Annotated in this window: 13 protein-coding genes; 10 read left to right on the top strand and 3 right to left on the bottom strand. The window is 51.0% G+C overall.

Features of this window, described 5'->3' with window-relative positions:
- The first annotated feature begins 143 nt into the window (after window positions 1-143).
- Window positions 144-1,805, top strand: a complete 1,662-nt coding sequence (locus JWJ90_RS21270; RefSeq protein ID WP_205229235.1) for a methyl-accepting chemotaxis protein — start codon at window positions 144-146, stop codon at window positions 1,803-1,805.
- On the opposite strand, the gene JWJ90_RS21275 is transcribed toward JWJ90_RS21270, so the two are convergent.
- Window positions 1,795-2,526: a DUF2293 domain-containing protein gene (locus JWJ90_RS21275; protein WP_205229236.1), complete on the bottom strand. Its 732-nt coding sequence runs from the start codon at window positions 2,524-2,526 to the stop codon at window positions 1,795-1,797. The genes JWJ90_RS21270 and JWJ90_RS21275 overlap by 11 nt on opposite strands.
- Before the next feature lie 490 nt (window positions 2,527-3,016).
- Between JWJ90_RS21275 and JWJ90_RS21280 the strand changes: the two genes are divergently transcribed.
- The 5 genes from JWJ90_RS21280 to JWJ90_RS21300 all read left to right on the top strand — a co-directional run bounded on the left by JWJ90_RS21280 (window position 3,017) and on the right by JWJ90_RS21300 (window position 6,866).
- Window positions 3,017-3,382, top strand: a complete 366-nt coding sequence (locus tag JWJ90_RS21280) for an ArsR/SmtB family transcription factor (protein WP_205229237.1) — start codon at window positions 3,017-3,019, stop codon at window positions 3,380-3,382.
- 13 nt (window positions 3,383-3,395) lie between these two features.
- Window positions 3,396-4,493, top strand: coding sequence for a permease (locus JWJ90_RS21285; RefSeq protein ID WP_205229238.1), 1,098 nt, complete (start codon window positions 3,396-3,398; stop codon window positions 4,491-4,493).
- Window positions 4,494-4,508: 15 nt separating this feature from the next.
- Entirely contained in the window at window positions 4,509-4,739 is a 231-nt protein-coding gene (locus JWJ90_RS21290; protein ID WP_205229239.1) for a thioredoxin family protein, read from the top strand.
- Window positions 4,740-4,840: 101 nt separating this feature from the next.
- Complete coding sequence (locus tag JWJ90_RS21295; protein ID WP_205229240.1) at window positions 4,841-6,148, top strand: radical SAM/SPASM family putative metalloenzyme maturase; 1,308 nt, start codon at window positions 4,841-4,843, stop codon at window positions 6,146-6,148.
- Between the two features lie 175 nt (window positions 6,149-6,323).
- Window positions 6,324-6,866 carry a tetratricopeptide repeat protein gene (locus tag JWJ90_RS21300; protein WP_205229241.1) on the top strand — a complete coding sequence of 181 codons (543 nt, stop codon included), beginning with the start codon at window positions 6,324-6,326 and terminating at the stop codon, window positions 6,864-6,866.
- A 157-nt stretch (window positions 6,867-7,023) separates the two neighbouring features.
- Here JWJ90_RS21300 and JWJ90_RS21305 read toward each other — a convergent pair whose 3' ends face one another.
- The gene (locus JWJ90_RS21305; RefSeq protein WP_205229242.1) at window positions 7,024-9,078 is read right to left on the bottom strand and encodes a molybdopterin-containing oxidoreductase family protein; all 2,055 of its coding nucleotides are present in this window, start codon (window positions 9,076-9,078) and stop codon (window positions 7,024-7,026) included.
- A 9-nt stretch (window positions 9,079-9,087) separates the two neighbouring features.
- The gene (locus JWJ90_RS21310) at window positions 9,088-10,026 is read right to left on the bottom strand and encodes a methyltransferase domain-containing protein (RefSeq protein ID WP_205229243.1); all 939 of its coding nucleotides are present in this window, start codon (window positions 10,024-10,026) and stop codon (window positions 9,088-9,090) included.
- A gap of 361 nt (window positions 10,027-10,387) precedes the next feature.
- Here JWJ90_RS21310 and JWJ90_RS21315 point away from each other — a divergent pair, with 361 nt between their 5' ends.
- From JWJ90_RS21315 to JWJ90_RS21330, 4 genes are all read left to right on the top strand, one after another.
- Entirely contained in the window at window positions 10,388-11,413 is a 1,026-nt protein-coding gene (locus tag JWJ90_RS21315) for an agmatine deiminase family protein (RefSeq protein ID WP_205229246.1), read from the top strand.
- Window positions 11,410-12,297 (top strand): carbon-nitrogen hydrolase, encoded by an 888-nt coding sequence (locus JWJ90_RS21320; RefSeq protein ID WP_275889158.1) that lies wholly within the window; start codon window positions 11,410-11,412, stop codon window positions 12,295-12,297. The genes JWJ90_RS21315 and JWJ90_RS21320 overlap by 4 nt, the downstream gene beginning before the upstream one ends.
- Before the next feature lie 12 nt (window positions 12,298-12,309).
- Window positions 12,310-13,596 carry a nucleoside recognition domain-containing protein gene (locus JWJ90_RS21325; protein WP_205229244.1) on the top strand — a complete coding sequence of 429 codons (1,287 nt, stop codon included), beginning with the start codon at window positions 12,310-12,312 and terminating at the stop codon, window positions 13,594-13,596.
- Between the two features lie 377 nt (window positions 13,597-13,973).
- A complete protein-coding gene (locus tag JWJ90_RS21330) occupies window positions 13,974-14,414 on the top strand; it encodes a hypothetical protein (protein WP_205229245.1) in 441 nt (146 codons plus the stop codon).
- The last annotated feature ends 262 nt before the right edge of the window (window positions 14,415-14,676 follow it).

A 14,676-nucleotide genomic window follows, 5' to 3' on the forward strand; every position in this document is an offset into this window, starting at 1 on the left:
AGCGCCTCGTATCATATTGAATCTACGAAGCAATATTAACATTTGTCGAAGATTTTCTCAACTTAGAAAATAAATTTTATTTTGTAAAATTAGCCAGTTAAACACAAAAACTTTTTACGAAACCATCCGTTGTGGCATCGATCATGATCCTATTTTCCATTCTCCTCTGGTTTGCCATATCCAACAGTTTTCTGATCCGGGATATAGGAATAGAAAAAACCCAGGCTGTTATGCTGGAAGATCAGAAAGCCAAACTGCAGGTGGCAACACATAGTATAGCCGTTACAATCGGCCATGCCATTGCATCCATCCAGGGCGAGGATGCCCGGGTGCAACGCATTCGTGAGTTGGTCGATGACATTCGCTTTGAAGATGACCGCTCCGGCTATTACTTCGTTTACAACAAGACAACCGTGGTCGCCTTACCACCGGCCAAACAAAAACAGGGGAAAGACCTTGCTGGCGCTAAAGATAAACATGGCGTCTATTTTGTTCGTGAACTGATGCAGCAGGCCACCAGCGGGGGAGGATTTGTGCAGTATATTTTCCCCAAACCGCCCTCGGGTCAGGACACCCCGAAACTGGGCTACGCAGAAATGATTCCAGGTACCGACATGTGGATCGGAACTGGTATATATATCGACAATATTGAAACTTTTATTGCTTCCTTGCACACGACAATAGGTTCTCAGGTAACCAACTCGCTTATCAAGATGGTCCTGACCGCCTCCCTCTTTTTTATCGTTATCATCACCATAATCCTGGTTGTGGCTTACGGAATCGTCCGCGGGATCAACCAGATTGCGCATAGTTTTGAAGATATCTCCCAAGGCGAAGGAAATCTCACCCATCGCCTAGAGATAACATCCAACGACGAAATTGGTGCCCTAGCCAATGGATTTAATCTCTTTATCGAGAAACTTCACGGTATTATCGATGCTGTTGTCACCAATAGTCAACAGGTGGAAGAAGCATCTCATTCCATGGCCCAAATCGCCCGCAATATGTCAGCCAGTGCTGTCGATAGCTCCCAGCGTAGTGCGGAGGTTGCCAGAAATACGGAACAGATGAACGGCAACCTCAGCAGCGTGGCAGCGGCGATGGAGGAATCTTCCACCAATACAGCCATGGTGGCCAGTGCGGCTGAAGAGATGCATGCGACTATCAACGAGATTGCCCATAACGCCGAACAGGCAAGAATAATCTCAGAGCAGGCTGTCAGCAGGGCTGAAGCGGCGTCCTCGAAAATGACCAACCTTGGTGAGGCCGCTTTGGCCATTAACAAGGTCACGGAGGCTATCACTGAAATTTCGGAGCAGACCAATCTTCTGGCTCTAAACGCCACCATCGAGGCAGCTCGAGCAGGTGAGGCAGGCAAGGGATTTGCGGTTGTTGCCAATGAAATCAAAGAACTGGCAAAACAAACTGCCGTCGCAACCCAGGACATTAAAGCCCAGATCGCCGGGGTTCAGGGGACAACCGGAGAAACAGTCCAGGAAATCACTGATGTGATCGATAAGGTCAGCGAATTGGTCGCCTCCATTGCTTCAGCGGTTACGGAACAATCGGTCGCAACTGAAGAAATCGCCAAAAACATCGAACAGGCGAGCATGGGCTTGCAGGAAGTGAACGAAAATGTCAGCCAGACCTCCATGGTCTCCGAAACCATTGCCCATGATGTCGCTGAGGTCAACAACGCCAATGCGGAAATATCTTCCAGCAGCGAAAACTCAAGGCAAAGTGCGGACGAGATGCTGAGACTGGCCCAAGAACTCAATAAAATTGTGGGAGCCTTCAAAATTTAACAGATGTCCCTTCTATCTCCCCGGTCGATGAACCGTCATCGGTCGGGGATTGTTTCCTAAGCGCCCGCTGCAAAGGACAGTGTCTATCATGCGGCCGCCCTTCCCTGTACGCGCTTAACAGCTCTTTTGAACGAAGAGCGAGCATCCTCCGCACCCGTCTTCGCTCTCCTTTGATTCGTGAGATCACCATGCCGTCATAGGCTGTAGTCTGATGCCGCATCCAGGCAATAACTGCCCGAGAAGCTCGTTCTTCCAACGGAATTTGGGTAGTCCGGGCCACGGTTCCACTTCCCACGGGGACCGCATGGTTAGTTATAGCCTCGGCCATAGCCTGTTCGACTTGCTGGTAGCAGGAAGCAAAATGGAGATAAGCCCGGACAGCCTCCAAAAATTCCTGCGCATAAACTGCCTGTTTGGCTTCTCTGCGGCGCCGCTCGCTATCAAGGCGATGTTGGTATTTCAGACTGTTCCGTTGAACCTCAACCTCTTCACGAGCTTGGTCAATGGTTGTTTGTGGTGCCCAGATTCCTTTGGACATGACCCGTCGACCTTTTTTCACCTGCAGTCGCCAAAACTGTTTTTTGGCTGTGACCTTTCGAGTCAGCCCTGCATCGCCTGCGGGAAGGAAGCCCCATCCTGAAGGGATCTCCACCCCTTTTCCATCCTCATCAACGGGGTTGCCGCCGCGGCCAATCCAGAGGTAACGTTGATTATCTTTCATTCTTCTCTCCACCACAGGAAACAAACATTTCTGTAAAACCATACCATTGCCAAACGGCCCCTGAATTGGGAGCCAGCTTTTGTCCTGAACTCCCCAGCCAGTTATACTTTTGTTCCCTCAGACTCTTTTGAACTAAAGGGAATCTTGAATAATTGCTTTTTCTGCCAATCCCGCGGAGTCTGGCGCTTACCTCGTCATGCTTAAAATTTTATCCTCGGAATATTAATTATATGCCTGCGGTAAAATTTTGCGCAATCCTTGGCCTTGATTGAAAAATCAAATCATTCAAGACACCCTAAAAACAAAAAACACCGGCCTGATGACCAGGTGTGAAACAGTGCTTTTTACAGTATGCACTACCTGAGGACAAGTTCCCCCTTCAGGGGAAAGCAACCTTTGGTGCTCTTTTTCGAGATCATATGTTGACAGGTTGAGTTCAACGCCGTATATATCGATAAATATCAATATAGAAATATAGAAAACAATCTTTATGAAAAATTTCCTCCGTCTTACCAAAGCCCTTTCTGATGTCAATCGGGTCCGGGTTATGAAACTGCTTGAAGGACGTTCGCTCTGTGTCTGTGAAATCCGTGAGGTTTTGGGACTGGCCCAACCCACGGTATCCAGCCATATGAAAATTCTTGAAGATGCAGGACTTGTCAGCAAAGAACGTCAGGGCACCTGGATGATCTACTCGCAAAATCAGGAGACTGACTCTCCCTATGTGCAAACCATGCTTGCCCAACTGCGGGGCTGGCTGAATGATGATCCTGAGTTGTGTCAGATGATTGCAGCACTGCCTGCGGCTGCCTGTCTCAAGGTGGCCACCTTAAAGGCATCTTCCCCCAGCACTTAACAACAAAGAGACCATGGAACCGATACAACCCTTTGGAGGCTCTTGCGCCTGCAATACAACACCATCGAACAACAACAATTCTCCTACTCGTCTTTTTTGGGTAAAATGTTGCGTTGCCGCACCTCTTGGTTTAGGGATCTGGTTTTATCTTTATTCCCACCTCAAGCCCTTTGCCCACTTTGTGACCACAACCCTCTTCAGCCTTGATCCCAGCAGTCACCTGGGCAGTACTATAGAATTTTTCGTCTATGACAGCCCAAAAGTCATCCTACTGCTCACCCTCATTGTTTTTGCTGTTGGCATTGTCCGCTCCTTTTTCACCCAGGAGCGAACCCGAAAATATCTGGCTGGTAAACGGGAGACCACAGGCAACGCTATGGCCGCGCTGTTAGGGATAGTCACCCCCTTTTGTTCCTGCTCGGCAATCCCGCTTTTTCTTGGTTTTGTTCAGGCTGGAGTTCCGCTGGGCGTGACCTTCTCCTTTCTCATTGCGGCCCCCATGGTTAATGAGATCGCCCTGATCCTACTCTATGGCCTGCTTGGTTGGAAGGTAGCTGCTCTCTACCTGGTCACCGGGCTTCTGATAGCCATGGTTGCCGGATGGATCATTGGACGCCTCCACCTTGAAGGGTGGATGGAAGACTGGGTCCAGCAAATGCGTTCTGGTGAAGCCATCGTTCTGGAGCAACACCTGAACTGGCCGGATCGTTTTCGTATGGGCTGGGAGGCGGTACGCGATATCGTTGGTAAAGTCTGGCTCTATGTTATCGCCGGCATTGCAATTGGCGCCATCATTCACGGTTATGTACCCGAAAATTTCATGGCAAAAATAATGGGAGAAAGCAGTTGGTGGTCTGTTCCGGCAGCGGTTGTTTTTGGTGTGCCCATGTACTCTAATGCGGCCGGTATTGTTCCCATTGTGGAGGCACTTTTAGGGAAGGGAGCGGCCCTGGGGACAGTGCTTGCATTCATGATGAGTGTTATCGCCCTCTCCCTGCCGGAGGTGATAATTTTGCGTAAGGTGCTTAAAATGCGACTCATTGCCGTGTTTATTGGTGTGGTCGCAAGCGGGATAGTCTTTACCGGCTATCTCTTTAATTTCATAATTTAATATAGGATAATGACCATGATTATCAAAATATGCGGTCCTGGCTGCGCCTCCTGTGAAAAGGCCCAGCAGGTTGTCGAAGCAGCAGTCACAGCAAAAGGTGTGGGCGCGGCTATTGAAAAAGTTAAAGATTTTCAAGAAATGGCAAAGATGGGTGTCTTTTCTACGCCTGCGGTGGTGATTAACGGCGAGGTAAAATGTGTGGGTCGGATACCGAAACAGGATGAAGTGGAGCAGTGGTTGGGGTAGATTGGTTCGACTGAACTCTAACTCTCTCCCTTTTTCTATCCTGAATCCGTGAGCGCCGGCCATCACGGATTCAGGCCCATTTGTGAGCACCGTTTGTCTGTATGAACGCAGTAAAGAAAAGCACTGATCTTTTGCCTTCCGCCCCCCGCAAACTCTATATAGAAACCACGACTCGCTGCAACCTGCGATGCAAGATGTGTATGAAGTATGCTCAAGGGAGCTGTATTGAAGAGGGGGATTTCGATCTCAAGCTATTTCACCGCCTGATCCCTTCCCTTGCTCAGGTTGATTTTCTGGTTCTCAACGGTATCGGAGAGCCGCTGCTCCATCCTCAATTAGCCACGATGATTGCGCTGGCCAGAGAAGCGATGCCACACAATGGAAGTATTGGTTTTCAAAGTAATGGCTTACTCTTTACCCAGAAAAAAACCAGGATACTGGTGGCAGCAGGGCTCGATACAGTCTGTTTATCTGTGGACAGCCTCCAGCCAGCGCAGGGAGGTGAGCATCAGGCCAGCCCGGTAGAGCGAGCCATAGGCTATCTGCAGGAGGCGGGCAACAGCTGCAAGAGGTCAATCAGCCTGGGCATAGAGATTGTTCTTCGAGAGAGCAACCAACAACAACTCCCTCAAATAATTGATTGGGCCCATGCACGTGGGGTTGATTACATCATCGCCAGTCACCTCTTCTCCTATGACGGACAGTTGAAAGAGGAGACGCTCTTTACGCCAAATTCCCTAGAGGCAACTGCCCTCTTTGCCAAATGGTCCCAGCAGGCTGAAGACAACGGATTGAACCTTGCCTCCTTGCCCAGGCTTCGCCTACGATTCAATCGGAGCAATGAAGACAGGCAACTCCTTGACCTGGGTGCCAATATGCAATTGGAGGCACGGGAGAGGGATATTAAGCTCCATTTCGACAACCTGCTCAAGCAAAGAAAAAATGCTCGTCCTGAGCTCGTACAACTCTGGGAAGAGGCCAAGCAGCTTGCAAATGAAAGAGGTATTCGTTTAAACCTGCCCCCGCTTCAGGCCCCCAGCAACGACAAGCGCTCCTGCCCGTTTATGGAAGAGAAGGCAGCTTTCATTACCACCAACGGTGATGTCATGCCCTGCCATTTCCTCTGGCATACGTACAGCTGCATGGTCAACCAAGGCGATGTCCAGATCCATTCCCGCCCTTTTGGTAATCTTGCCAAGCAATCACTCCAGGAGATATGGGAGGATCGTCGTTACACTCTCTTTCGCCAGGAAGCATCCGGTTCCGACTATGCCCCCTGCTGGTCCTGTTCATCCGGCCCCTGCCCTGATTTGGTGAACCCCAACATGCTTGATATCCACGACTGCTACGGCAATCATGTGCCCTGCGGTCATTGTATGTGGAGCATCGGTTGGACTCGCTGCCTCTGATCTGATACCGGGATCAGTGAAAGCGGGGCACGGGTTCAGATGATAGAAACCTTCTATACTTGCAACGCTCATCTCCGATGCTTATATGTTTTGCAAAAGGAAACAAGAACGTTTCTCATTCTTGCAAAAGGTTTCGTTTCCTTCCTCCTTTTGCGTGAAGCACGGAGGTACAACCATGACGCACAATGAAGGATTCCTCCATGGACAGCGTCATTTTCTTCGCGGCGAATATGGCCAAAGTATTATGGGGTTTGGCAAAGCACTTGAGTCGGGTATGGATCCGAGCAAAGTGCATCTACCACTGGGGCTCGCCTATTTTAAAAACAGTGATTTTGCCGAGGCAACAACTGAGTTTACCAAGGCATTGGAGCATGATCCCAAAAACGATTCTCTTCTTTTTCTTCGAGGGATGGCACGGTTTAACCGGGGTGAGTTGCGCACAGCCCTGGAAGATCTCACCGTTGCCAAACGCTTCAACCCAGGGCGTAGCGAGACCTTGGTGGCCAGAAGCCTTCTCTACAAGGCTCTGCAGCGAAAAAAAGATGCTGAGGATGATATGAAAGCAGCTCTGAGCCTTGGAGGCATAGAAGCAGAACTCTTTATGCGCGAGTACTGCCTGGCCCCGTCTCTGCACAATCTGGCCTTGTCGCTCTTTGACACCTACAAGGCCTCTTGGGGCTCTGCATTTAACGAAGAGGGCTCAAAGCTAACCCATTAATCATATAGAGAAGCCCCATAAAAAAAGCTCCCTTTGAGGGAGCTTTTTTTATGGGGCTTCTCTCGAATGGCTGAGACCACATCGTCAAAGGTGTACGAGAAAATTGCTCATGCAAATTTGGAAGAGTTGGAATATCTCAAAGGAAATTTCTGTCTCTTTACATCCTGCGTAAACGGCACATAAAACTGCGGCTGGTCGAGGTGCCGCTGACGGCACCACGGATATCATCCTCTGTCAGGCTATTGAGGTTGGCCTTTTGATCATAATCGCCCCACCCCCAGGCAAGCCGGACCATCCCTGGCCGAACGGTCTTTGAAAGCCGGGCTGTCATTTCAATGAAACCTTTCGGGGTTTCAATACCGATACGATCCCCCTCAGAAAATCCCTGGGCCATTGCATCTTCGGGGTGAATATCCACCACCGCACCTGCACCACCGTTCAATAGGGAGGGGATTGTCCGGTACTGGGAGTTGGTAAAACGAATATCACGGCTACCGCTCACCCCCAACAACGGATATTCCACGCTTTGGCTCGCAAAACTGATGGGGCTGGGCCCGAAGCCGTCTGCAAAAGGAACCCCGGGAAATCCAGCGGCATGCAACCGTTCGGAAAACAGCTCAATCTTCCCTGAAGGTGTTTTAAAGGGCTGATCCCGATATTTTTCATAGCGTAGCTCCTCGATACGCAGTCCTTTACCGTTTTTCCGGAGATCTGCCACACTGACACCTGCGGGTTCCAACTGGTAATCGATAGCCTCTTCAGCGCTCTGCCAGGGAAATTCCTCTGCAAGCCCCAAGCGCCTGCCCAATTCAAAAACGATCTTCCAGTCCGGCCAGGAGTCCCCAATCGGCTCTATCACCGCATCCTGCAAAAATAGAGGATTATTGCGAATCGAGGAACGATTGAGCTGAGTCTTTTCAAAGCAGCTGGAGGCAGGCAGGATCACATCGGCAAGCTTGGCAGTCTCGGTCATGAACATGTCGATCACCACCAGGGTTTCCAGCTTGGAAAAGGCCTCGCGAGTCCGGCTCGAATCGGCCATGGTCACCAGGGGATTACCCGACTGGACCACCACCATCTTCAGCGGGTAGGGCTTTTCATTGAGAATAGCATCTACCACACAGCCCTGGACCTGATTCCCCCAGGTCTCGGAGAAGGTGTTAAACAAGGCAAACTCACTGGTAATAGGCTGAGCATCTGCAGGCAGACGATCGGCCAGCTGAATATTGCGAGCCGGCACTGGTTGCGGCAGAACATCACTGCCCGGTTTATCCAGGTTCCCGGTCAGGGCTCTGAGCATGGCTATGGCGCGAGTGGTATCAAAAACCTCACGGTGCATATCCAGGCCGTTGCCATCGACAATGGCCGCCGGTTTGGTGGTCGCGTAGAGGTGCGCCAGATCCCTAATCTGCTGAGGCGTCAGCCAAATCTGCTCTGCAACCTCCTCAGCGGGATACTTGGCCGCCACCTGTTTGAGCTCATCAAAGCCCTGACAATATGTTTCTACAAATTCGGCATCGTACAGCCCATTGCCGATGATTTCGTTGATCATGGCCATGGCTAAAAGTCCGTCATGACCGGGCTTGATCTGCAACCAGGTATCCGCCTTACGGGCCAGAGCCGTTTCGACCGGATCAATCACCACCAGATGGGCACCGTGCTCCTTGGCCCAATGGATTCCCTCTGCTGCCCCCAAGGCGGTGTTGCCATCATTTTTGCCCCAGATGATGATGCATTTCGCCCCCTTAGCCTCAGGGAAGGCCATGGACCCGTAGACGTAGCTATGGGCAAAATCACGGGCTACAAAACAGATGGAACCGTTGCCGATGGTATTGGGGCTGCCAAAGCTGTTCATGAGGCGGTTGGGGTAATCCCAGGGAGCCCCCCAATCAGCGGCCATCCCTCTGAGCCACCCGATGGACTGCGCACCATTTTCTTTCTTATGCTGCTGAAATTTCTCGGCAACGAGCCCCAGCGCCTCATCCCATTCGGCCTCACGAAAGCCGGCTCCATCTTCTTTTTTGATAAGTGGCTTAAGCAACCGTTGGGGGGAATAGACAATTTCGGCTGCCGCAGCCAGTTTGGCACAGGAGAGCCGCTTATCCGGATCAAGAAAGGATTTGCGCCGGGCACCAACAAGGCGATTGTTTTCAACTTCCGCCTCTACCGGACAGCAGGAAGAGCAGAATCGACAGACAGTATCGGTCATCATAAAAACCTCTTAGCGCTTGGCATGAATAAAACAGCTACGGATAAGCTCGTAATGATTGGAATGGGTGCGGATCTTCCACCAGACATGCCCCGGATCGTCCACCTGCCAGGAAGGAGCGAGTTCCCCCTGTTTCTTGGCGAGCATTGTCGCCACATTTGCCAGCCCCTTACCTGCAAAATCCCCTTCGGTTTTCCCTCCCAGCCAGGCATCTTTAGGCGCGGCCTCAGTGGACCAGGAAAACGGGTCAGAAAGCATAAATTGCGCATTGGTATCTCGGGTAACCCGGTTCATTTCCTGCAGATGGGTCATGGGAGAAGGCACCTTGTCGACCAGATTCAGCGAGGTGAACATATTAAAGGTTTTTTTCCGAAACGGCAGGGCTAGGGCATTGGCAACGATAAACTCAACCCGATCACTACGCCAGTCATCGGGGAGACGAATCACGGTTTCTTTTCTCAGCATGCCCTCGTCTTTTAACGAGACCACCATGGAGCGCTCCTGCATCAGTTGGCGAGCCGCCCGGATAAAGGCCTGAGAGGTATCCAAGCCGATAGAAAAATCACATTTGCTACTCATCTCAAAGGTAAATCGCCCCACCGCACCACCGGCATCCAGAGAAATGCCAGCCTGGGGTCGCATCACTCCTGCCCAGGTTGTATAGGCCTGGGATCCGTTTTCATCATCAAGCAGATCACTGAAATGACTCCAGAGATAGGAAGAAACCACCTCTTCGCTCTCATATTTATTGGTTTGGCGCTCATCCTCACTGGTTTGCGGATCAAGCAGAGCCAGGCCATCGATTATGGGAAACAGAGAGGCGCACTGGGGGCATTTCAGTGCTCCGGTGTGAATATCACCGTCTTGTTGTTCTATAATATCGGCAACAAGCGAATATTCTCCAGGTAAACAGTTAGGACAGATAAGCAGATCAAGGAGTTGTTTCTTCATGGCGCTCCTGGGTTCATTATGGGGGGGGGAATGGGATAGCACGGATGCAGAGGGAGTTCACCGCGTTAAGCCCTCAATTCGATGAGAATTATTCCTGTTCAGACTACCGAACAGGCCTGGTTGAGTCAACCACAAATCAGAGAATGAAAAGGACTTACTCAAAAAAAGCTGGTTTAGATTAAAGAGGTTAGCAATAATCACCGAGACTGATTCTGGTTTTAGCTCCTTTCTTTCAACCTATTCCAATCCATTTACAAGGAGGTGGCAATAAGATAGAATAGGGAGCTTTCATTCACCTGGATCCGTGAAGTCGGATGCTCACAGTTCCAGGATTCAAATAGCCTTCCTTGAAGAATCTATGATGCAACGACGCCTACCAGCCGAATGGGAACCCCAGGATGGGGTCCTGCTTTCCTGGCCCCATCCCCAAACAGACTGGAAAGACCATCTTGATGAAGTACAGCAGGTCTTTCTTGACATTATTCGGACAATCAGCCGCTTTGAAGCAGTTGTTCTCGTTGCCCCTGAAATTGGGCCGGTACAGGATCAGCTTCTTGGGGCAGGCATTGACCTTTCGCGAATCTCTCTGATTGCGTTGCCAACCAATGACACCTGGGCCCGCGATTTTGGCCCGATAACGGTCCTGCAAGACCAAAAACCGCTTCTCCTTGATTTTGGTTTCAATGGTTGGGGCCTCAAATTTGCTGCTGATTTGGATAATCAGGTAACCTCTCGCCTGGCTAGTTGTGGTGTTTGGGGCACCACCCCCCTGCAGGTTCCCGGGCTTATACTTGAAGGGGGCAGCATTGAATCCGATGGCGCAGGCACACTGCTGACTACCAGCGAGTGCCTCCTTAACCCTAATCGCAACCCGCATCTGGATAAAGGCCAGCTTGAGGGGGCGCTTGCCCACCACCTGGGAGTGTCCCGATTCCACTGGCTCAACCACGGTTTCCTCGCAGGCGATGATACCGACTCTCATATCGACACCCTGGCCCGAATTTGTCCGCAAGACACCATCGTCTATGTACGCTGCTCCGATCAGGGAGATCCCCATTACCGTGCTCTCCAACAAATGGAAGCAGAGCTTCAGGAGCTGAAGACTGTAACCGGGCAGTCTTACCGGCTTGTCCCCCTGCCCTGGCCGCGTCCCTGTTACCATCCAGACGGGCACAAGTTGCCAGCTACCTATGCAAACTTTCTGATCATAAACGGGGCGGTACTGGTGCCCATCTATGACGATCCCCAGGATCAGGTTGCGCTTACGACCATTGCAACCGTCTTTCCGGAACGCGAAATCATCGGAATTGATTGCCGCCCCTTGATTCTTCAGCATGGCTCGCTTCACTGCGTGACCATGCAACTGCCCCAAGGAGTTCTTGCATGAACACACTGACCGTTGGTCTGGTGCAACAGCGCTGCTCAAATGATCGAGCAGTCAATCTTGAGAAAAGCGACCAGGGGATCCGTGAGGCCAAACAGAAGGGAGCGCAGCTCGTCGTCTTGCAGGAACTGCATTGCGGGCCCTACTTCTGCCAAAGTGAAGATACATCCTGCTTTGATCTGGCTGAACCCATTCCTGGTCCTGCAACCGAGTACTTTGGTGCACTGGCCCGAGAACTGGATATAGTGATCGTTATCTCACTTTTTGAGCGGCGCGCTCCTGGATTGTACCACAACACCGCTGTTGTCCTGGAGCGTGACGGCTCTCTTGCCGGACGCTACCGCAAGATGCATATTCCGGATGACCCCGGTTACTACGAAAAATTCTATTTCACCCCCGGTGATATTGGGTTTACCCCCATCAATACTTCGTTGGGACGCCTGGGAGTGTTGATCTGCTGGGATCAATGGTACCCCGAGGCGGCCCGCCTCATGGCCATGGCCGGGGCTGAGATCCTGATCTACCCCACAGCCATTGGCAATGATCCGCAGGATCCCGAAGACGAACAACGCCGCCAGCGTGAGGCCTGGATCACCATTCAGCGCTCGCACGCCGTGGCCAATGGCATCCCGGTTATCAGCGTCAACCGGGTTGGTTTTGAACCCGACCCAAGCGGGGTAAGCGCGGGCGCTCAGTTTTGGGGGAATAGTTTTGTGGCAGGCTGCCAGGGGGAGCTTATTGCAGAGGCGGATACCACAAATGAGCAGGTGCTGGTGGCGGAACTGGACCGCAAACGCAGTGAGGATGTACGTCGTATCTGGCCCTATCTGCGGGATCGGCGTATTGACGCCTACCATGAACTGACCCTGCGCTACCGCGATGAATAACAAGGAGATGCAATGAACGGTATCCTTCTGGTCATGGTGAGCGTGGCCTTTGTTTTTGCCGGGTGGCACCAGTTAATATGGGTACCGGCAGGTGATGCTGCAGCTCCCATGGAACTGCTCTCCAAGGCCATGATCGATGCGGCCGGTGGCGCCGTCGATCTGGCCATTGGCCTGGTAGGTGTGATGACGTTATTCATGGGGTTGATGAAAGTGGCCGAGGCCGGTGGCATGTTGCGCATTGTGGCCCGTCTGATCCGTCCTTTGATGGTTCGGCTGTTTCCCGAAGTCCCTTCCGAGCATCCGGCCATGGGGGCAATGATTCTAAACCTCTCCGCCAATGCCCTAGGCCTTGGGAACGCAGCCACCCCTTTTGGCATTCGGGCCATGCAGGAGCTAGAAAAGCTCAACAGCAGACCGGGTACGGCCACCAACGCCATGGTCCAATTTCTCGCAATCAACACCTCATCGGTAACTCTGTTGCCCACTGGGGTTATCGCCCTGCGTGCGGCAGCGGGATCTATGGATCCGGCGGCAATCCTGCCGACCACGCTCTGCGCGACCATCGGCTCTACCACGGTGGCAATTCTTGCCGCCAAACTCTACAGCCGCTTCTCCCCTGCCCCACCGCCACTTGATCCTACCGAGATTGCACATAAAGAAAACAATGACACCAGCGACTTCAACGAGGCTGAGTCACCCTATCCGCTCTGGGTGAGCCTCATTGCCATGGCCTGTCTGGCAGGCCTGGTGCCCCTGGCAATTCTTTACGGACAGGCTATCTCTCCTTGGATTATCCCCGGATTGATGGTTTTCTTTTTGGGCTTTGGCGCCGCGCGCCGCGTACCGGTCTACGAGACGATGGTGGAGGGCGGCCGGGAAGGCTTTCAGGTGGCCCTGCGCATTATCCCCTATATGGTGGTCATCCTGGTCGCGGTTGGTATGCTGCGCGCAAGCGGTGCCCTTGACCTACTGGTGGGATTTCTTGGTCAGTTCACCACACCGCTGGGACTCCCTGCCGAGGCCCTGCCCATGGCCCTGTTGCGACCTCTATCTGGATCGGGTGCCTACGCAGTGCTCGCCTCACTGATCCAGGATCCGGCCATCGGCCCGGACAGCTACACTGGCGTCTTAATCTCTACCCTGCAAGGCTCGACCGAGACTACCTTCTACGTGCTGGCAGTCTATTTTGGCGCGGTGCAAGTGAAACGCATACGCCACGCCATGGCAGCAGCCTTAACAGCCGATCTGGCGGGGGTTATCTTTACGGTGATTGCATGTTTGTTTCTGTTGGCTGGGTAAAAAATCCCGCGTGCCCGACTGTTCCAGAAGTTAAACAAAGGCGCAAGATTGAAACAAAGCGCGTAAGATCCTCTTACCTGTGACAATTCACAAAAAATACTATTAAATTTAATAGTTACACAAGACATCAACTGCTTGCCGAATTTCCCGTGCCCTAAGAATAGGGCTAAATTGGCGGACAAGGATATGCCTGTTTTTAAACTCGTTTAGCCGCCTCTTTGCTTTTTTCTAAAGTCAACAAAGTTATAGTACGATAGTAAAAGAAGGTGAGGTGGCAAGCAGGTCGGCACCCTACCAAGAACCGTATCCATGACCGAAAATAAAGGTTGCAGACGTTCCGAGGACTCTTTTGAGGCCAACAAACAAGGAGAGGTAACATGCAAATATCATCTACTATTCCTTTTTCTTCAGGATCATGCAAAACAGCAAACACCTCTCCATCTGGAAAAAATTTCCGTGATATATTGGAAGGCTTATCTGGTTTGAATAATCAAGAAAATAGACTGGAAAATTTTTTCAAAAGAAATGATTACAATTTTCATAACATTTCTCATAACGAAATGCACCATGTTGCAGATGAACTGAGGAATAACAATCTGATATCTACAGAAGAATCTATGCTACTAAGAACACCTGCATATTGGCAAGTTGAATACTCCAATGGGGTACCTGTGAATATTGAAGCAAGTAATCCGGACATGAAGGTGGACTACATAACTCGATGGAAGGAAACAGAAAGAACAGGAGCCAACCTCGAGAACGACGCAGCCCCTGCAATCATTTCACTTTTAGAAAAACTCCAGTCCGCAATTTGCTAATTGAAGGAAAAAGATTTCACTACAGCAATTCCCGGTGCAGCCGCAAACCCAGTAATAGCAGACAAAATGTATTCAGCTTTCGTAAACTTTTATAAAAATTATCGGGTAAATCTAAATTTATCTTGACATATTAATGAGTTAGCGATTTTCGCCTTTTTGTAAGAAAAACAGTAACTTACAAGGAGGCGTCATGGCGAATCAAATTACAACCATCGTAAAAACACGCAAGAGAGATATCGCACGGATGGAAAAGATTACCATA

It is taken from the genome of Desulfobulbus rhabdoformis, from assembly GCF_016919065.1.
Classification (GTDB): Bacteria; Desulfobacterota; Desulfobulbia; order Desulfobulbales; family Desulfobulbaceae; genus Desulfobulbus; species Desulfobulbus rhabdoformis.

What these genes read in the sequence shown, in the direction of transcription:
- JWJ90_RS21270 (WP_205229235.1), top strand. Translation starts at nt 144, where the DNA reads ATGATCCTATTTTCCATTCTCCTCTGGTTTGCCATATCCAACAGTTTT.
- JWJ90_RS21275 (WP_205229236.1), bottom strand. Translation starts at nt 2,526, where the DNA reads ATGAAAGATAATCAACGTTACCTCTGGATTGGCCGCGGCGGCAACCCC.
- JWJ90_RS21280 (WP_205229237.1), top strand. Translation starts at nt 3,017, where the DNA reads ATGAAAAATTTCCTCCGTCTTACCAAAGCCCTTTCTGATGTCAATCGG.
- JWJ90_RS21285 (WP_205229238.1), top strand. Translation starts at nt 3,396, where the DNA reads ATGGAACCGATACAACCCTTTGGAGGCTCTTGCGCCTGCAATACAACA.
- JWJ90_RS21290 (WP_205229239.1), top strand. Translation starts at nt 4,509, where the DNA reads ATGATTATCAAAATATGCGGTCCTGGCTGCGCCTCCTGTGAAAAGGCC.
- JWJ90_RS21295 (WP_205229240.1), top strand. Translation starts at nt 4,841, where the DNA reads ATGAACGCAGTAAAGAAAAGCACTGATCTTTTGCCTTCCGCCCCCCGC.
- JWJ90_RS21300 (WP_205229241.1), top strand. Translation starts at nt 6,324, where the DNA reads ATGACGCACAATGAAGGATTCCTCCATGGACAGCGTCATTTTCTTCGC.
- JWJ90_RS21305 (WP_205229242.1), bottom strand. Translation starts at nt 9,078, where the DNA reads ATGATGACCGATACTGTCTGTCGATTCTGCTCTTCCTGCTGTCCGGTA.
- JWJ90_RS21310 (WP_205229243.1), bottom strand. Translation starts at nt 10,026, where the DNA reads ATGAAGAAACAACTCCTTGATCTGCTTATCTGTCCTAACTGTTTACCT.
- JWJ90_RS21315 (WP_205229246.1), top strand. Translation starts at nt 10,388, where the DNA reads ATGCAACGACGCCTACCAGCCGAATGGGAACCCCAGGATGGGGTCCTG.
- JWJ90_RS21320 (WP_275889158.1), top strand. Translation starts at nt 11,410, where the DNA reads ATGAACACACTGACCGTTGGTCTGGTGCAACAGCGCTGCTCAAATGAT.
- JWJ90_RS21325 (WP_205229244.1), top strand. Translation starts at nt 12,310, where the DNA reads ATGAACGGTATCCTTCTGGTCATGGTGAGCGTGGCCTTTGTTTTTGCC.
- JWJ90_RS21330 (WP_205229245.1), top strand. Translation starts at nt 13,974, where the DNA reads ATGCAAATATCATCTACTATTCCTTTTTCTTCAGGATCATGCAAAACA.